The 4,335-nt window shown below is 65.6% G+C and carries 4 protein-coding genes; 2 read left to right on the top strand and 2 right to left on the bottom strand.

The features are described 5' to 3' along the window. Positions 1 to 1,113: acyltransferase family protein (locus ACLP4W_RS10180; protein ID WP_442386013.1), on the bottom strand; the 1,113-nt coding region annotated here is incomplete at its 3' end. A 96-nt stretch (positions 1,114 to 1,209) separates the two neighbouring features. On the opposite strand from ACLP4W_RS10180, the gene ACLP4W_RS10185 reads away from it, so the two are divergent. Both ACLP4W_RS10185 and ACLP4W_RS10190 read left to right on the top strand, forming a co-directional pair. Continuing rightward, positions 1,210 to 2,181 carry an aldo/keto reductase gene (locus tag ACLP4W_RS10185; protein ID WP_442386014.1) on the top strand — a complete coding sequence of 324 codons (972 nt, stop codon included), beginning with the start codon at positions 1,210 to 1,212 and terminating at the stop codon, positions 2,179 to 2,181. Then, on the top strand, positions 2,181 to 3,164 hold the full coding sequence (locus ACLP4W_RS10190) for an NAD-dependent epimerase/dehydratase family protein (RefSeq protein ID WP_442386015.1): 984 nt from the start codon (positions 2,181 to 2,183) through the stop codon (positions 3,162 to 3,164). The genes ACLP4W_RS10185 and ACLP4W_RS10190 overlap by 1 nt, the downstream gene beginning before the upstream one ends. Here the strand turns inward: ACLP4W_RS10190 and ACLP4W_RS10195 are convergent. Then, a complete protein-coding gene (locus ACLP4W_RS10195) occupies positions 3,161 to 4,261 on the bottom strand; it encodes an NAD-dependent epimerase/dehydratase family protein (protein WP_442386016.1) in 1,101 nt (366 codons plus the stop codon). The two genes, ACLP4W_RS10190 and ACLP4W_RS10195, sit on opposite strands and share 4 nt — an antisense overlap. Positions 4,262 to 4,335 lie beyond the last annotated feature (74 nt).

Below are 4,335 nucleotides of genomic sequence, written 5' to 3' on the forward strand. Positions count from 1 at the left end.
GCCGAGCATGGGGAGCGGGGCCGCGAAGAAGCGTCGCTGCCACCACAACAGCATCATCTCGACCGCTGTCACCAGGCTGAGGATGACGATCCACTCCAGCCGCACCAGCCACCACGCCGCCGTTCCCTCGAGCGGTTGCGGTATCAGCCCTGCCGGGTAGGCCACGATCGCGACGATCACCACCGGCACCATGTGCCACAGGTAAAGGGCCATCACGTTGGCGTTGGCCGTGGACAGCACGCGCTGCACGAGGCCGGCGCGCAGTACCCGATTGAGTGCCGGTGCGATCGCCATCGCCAGCCCGGCCTGCACGCAGGCGTACGCCAGCATTGCCACCGAGGGCGGTGTCGTGTTCTCTATCGGCTGGCCGGGAACGCCGATCATGCTGACCGGATAGGGCCCCACCCGGATCAGCAGCGCCAGCGCGACCGCCGACCCGGCGGCGAGCAGCATGGGTCGGTGGCCGGCTAACAGCCCGCCGTGCCAAGCGATTCCGAGCTGGTAGAGCAGCCCCCAGCACAGCAGGTAGTTCAGCCAGCCGACGCCGGGCACGTGGCCCGCGAGCGAGACGAAGTCGACCACCACGACCCCCACCGCCAACACCGCCGGAACCAAAAGGCCCCAACGGCGTTGTGCGGCAATCGCAATGGGTGTCAGCGACACCACCACTATGTAGACGGCGAGGAACCACAGGTGCATGGCCACCGCCCAACCCGCGTACTCGAGCACGGAACCGGATATGCCGCGGGCCTGCAGGACCACGACGATGACCGACACCAGCGCGACGTAGACGGCAGTGGGTCCCATTACCCGGGCCAGTCGATGCCGGATCCAGACCTGACGCGTGAAGCCGTCGGCGTCGCTTCGGCGCGTCCACGAAATTGCGCCGGCGTAGCCGGCCACCAGGAAAAACACCGGAACCGCCTGGAAAATCCAGGTCAGCCACTGCGTCCACGGCAGGTCGAGGAGAGGATTTTCCCGGCCGAACTGCCCATCGTGATAGGTCACGGAACCGGCCAGCCAATGGCCCAGCACGATGAGGACGACGCCCGACACGCGGTAGAAGTCCACCGCCAGATTGCGGACCGGACGCGCGGTCGGTGCGTCGTCCATCAGATCGCGGCAAGGTCGATGCGTTGCACTCGCGCAACGGTACCCGTCCCGTGCCCGCGAAGCGGCTCGGCGCACGGTGACTTCATAATGGCTTCCGTGAAGCACGCTCACCTTGCCGACCTCGAGGTCGGCCGCCTCGGTCTGGGCGCGATGGGGATGTCCGTCGCCTATGCCGGCGCGGGCGGCGACGACGCCGAATCCATCCGCACGATTCACCGCGCCATCGACCTCGGCGTCACGCTGATCGACACCGCCGAGATTTACGGGCCCTACGTCAACGAGGAGCTCGTTGCCCGCGCCCTGCGGGGCCGACGAGACCAGGTGGTGCTGGCAACCAAGTTCGGCCTGATCTCCCACACCGGGCGTGACGGCCTCGACAGTAGCCCCGCCAATATCCGTATCGCCGTGGACGGTTCGCTGCAAAGGCTGGCGACCGACCACATCGACCTCTACTACCAGCACCGCCTCGACCGCGGCACCCCGATCGAAGAGACGGTCGGAGCGCTGGCCGAGCTGGTCGCTGCGGGGAAGATCCGGCACCTCGGTCTGTCCGAAGTCGGCGTGAACACGATTCGACGCGCCCACGCCGTGCACCCCATCACCGCGGTGCAATCCGAATACTCGCTATGGACCCGCGACCCCGAAGACGGGGTGCTAGAAGCGCTGCGTGAACTTGGAATCGGGTTCGTCGCCTACTCGCCACTGGGTCGCGGGTTTCTCGCCGGCGCAATCCGCTCCACCGAGGAGCTTCCCGACGGCGACTACCGCAAGACCAACCCCCGATTCTTCGACGAAAACTTCCAGCACAACCTCAACAGCGCAGACGAACTGCGTGACATTGCCGCCGACGTCGGCGCCACACCCGCTCAGGTCGCATTGGCCTGGCTGCTGGCGAAAGGTTCCGACATCGTGCCGATTCCGGGAACCAAACGGGTCACGCGCCTCGAGGAGAACGTCGCCGCCGACGGCGTCGAACTCACGCCCGACCAACTGGCCAGACTCGACCGGCTCACCCCGCCGGTCGGGGGCCATCACGCCGAAGCGCAAATGGGATGGATCGACCGCTGATGGGTGCCGAAAAGAAGCTGGTGATCGGGGCCAGCGGCTTCCTGGGATCACACGTCACACGGCAGCTGGTCGCCGGTGGTGCCGACGTGCGAGTCATGTTGCGCCGCACCAGTTCCACCAAGGGGATCGACGACCTCGATGTCGAGCGCTGCTACGGGGATGTGTTCGATGACGCGGCTTTGCGGGTGGCGATGACGGGCTGCGACGTCGTCTACTACTGCGTCGTCGATGCCCGGATGTGGCTGCGTGACCCGGCGCCGCTGTTCCGGACGAACGTCGAAGGGCTGCGGCACGTTCTTGACGCCGCCGTGGACGCCAACCTGAAGAAGTTCGTGTTCACCAGCACCGCCGGCACTTTGGCGATCAGCGACGGCCGGGTGGTGACCGAAGACGATCCGCACAACTGGGATCAGGGTGGCGCGTACATCGAGGCCCGGGTGGCTGCCGAAAACATGCTCATGTCGTACGTGCGTGACAAAGGGCTGCCCGCGGTCGCCATGTGCATATCCACCACCTATGGCCCCGGCGATTGGGCGCCGACCCCACATGGCTCCCTGCTCGCCCTGGTCGCCACCGGTCGCTTCCCGTTCTATTTCGGCTACTCGTCCGAAGTGGTGGGCATCGAAGATGCCGCCAGGGCAATGCTTCTCGCTGCGGAGCGCGGACGAAACGGCGAACGCTACATCATCTCCGACCGCTACATGAGCGTTCGGGAGCTGCATGAGATCGCCGCCACCGCCGTTGGCAGACGGCCACCGCGCATCGGCATCCCCATGTCGGTGCTTCGCGCCGGTGCCCGCGTCAACGACCTGATGGCGCGCCTGCTGCGCCGCGACCTCCCATTCGCCTACGTCGGAATGCGCATGGCCGAACTGATGTCCCCGCTCGACCACAGCAAGGCTCAACGCGAACTCGGATGGAAACCCGAACCCGTCGAAGACTCGATCCGCAAGGCCGCCGTCTTCTTCGCATCGCGAAGCTAGTCGGCGGCAGCCAATGCACCGGACCCGTATTTCTTCACGATCAGCGTCCACGGGTCGGCGTAGGGACCTCGTCCCTCGATGCGGCGCTGCAGTTTCAGCGCGGTACGCAGGATTGGTCGCAGTATCGGGCCCAGGGCCCGCAACACGGTGCGCCTGTGGCCCTGGGATTGCGCAATCCAGGCCTGGGTCTGGTGCCAGTCGTGCTGTTGGAAGTCAAGCAGCGCCTGCGATTCGGTGGTGTCGAACCAGCCGGTGAAACTCCAACCGCGGTCGTCGTCGGGGTTGCCCGGCAGACTCGCCGAGGGGCCCAGCCGACCGAGGCCGACGGCGGTCATCAATTCGTCCTCGAAGTCGCGCTGCAGTAGCACATATGACTCGTTACCGCCGATGAGCAGCACCTTGCCCGCGATTGTGGCTTCGCGATCGACGCCGTTGGCGAATGCCAGCGCCACGTCACGCACGTCTACCATGTGTATGCGGTTGTCGCTCGGCATCGAGCGCATCAAAACCAGGTGGTCACCGTTGAAGCTGGACTGAGTGTCCGGTGAGATGACCCCGCCGAGCCGGAAGAACGCGTACGGCAAACCGCTCGCGTGGATCGCCGCCTCGGCCAGCACCTTGTCCTGTCCGTACTGATCGATGGGGTTAACCGGGGTGTCCGGCGTTATGCGCTCCGGATAGCGGTATGGATTGCGCGAACCGTACACCGCGGCGCTGGATGCCATCAGGAACAGCGGTCTACGGGGCAGTGCCGTGGCCGCCGCCAAGAGATTCTCGGTACCACCCACGTTGATTCTTCTGGCCAGCCCGGGATTGCGATACGACAGTGGTGAAAGGATGGCGGCGAGGTGAATGATCGCTTCGGGCCGATATGTCGCGATTAGATCGTGCACCACATCGGAATCAAGCAGATCACTGTAGGCCGCAATCAGCGTTCCCCGGTGCGCACCGGCGGACCGTTCTTTTTCGGCGGCAACGTTTGCGTCAGTACGCAGGTCCATCGCAATGACGGTTCGTCCCCGGTCGAGCAGGATCTGTGCGCATCGCTTGCCGACCTGCCCGAAGGCGCCGGTGACCAGAATGGTGGCAGCAGTCATGGGTGCGTCACCGCTCCATCAGCCGGCTGGCGAGCGTGGCAGCCGCCCTCCGGATACGGTCGGAGATGTAGAGC

Origin of the sequence: Mycobacterium sp., assembly GCF_052145595.1 — a bacterium.
GTDB lineage: Bacteria > Actinomycetota > Actinomycetes > Mycobacteriales > Mycobacteriaceae > Mycobacterium.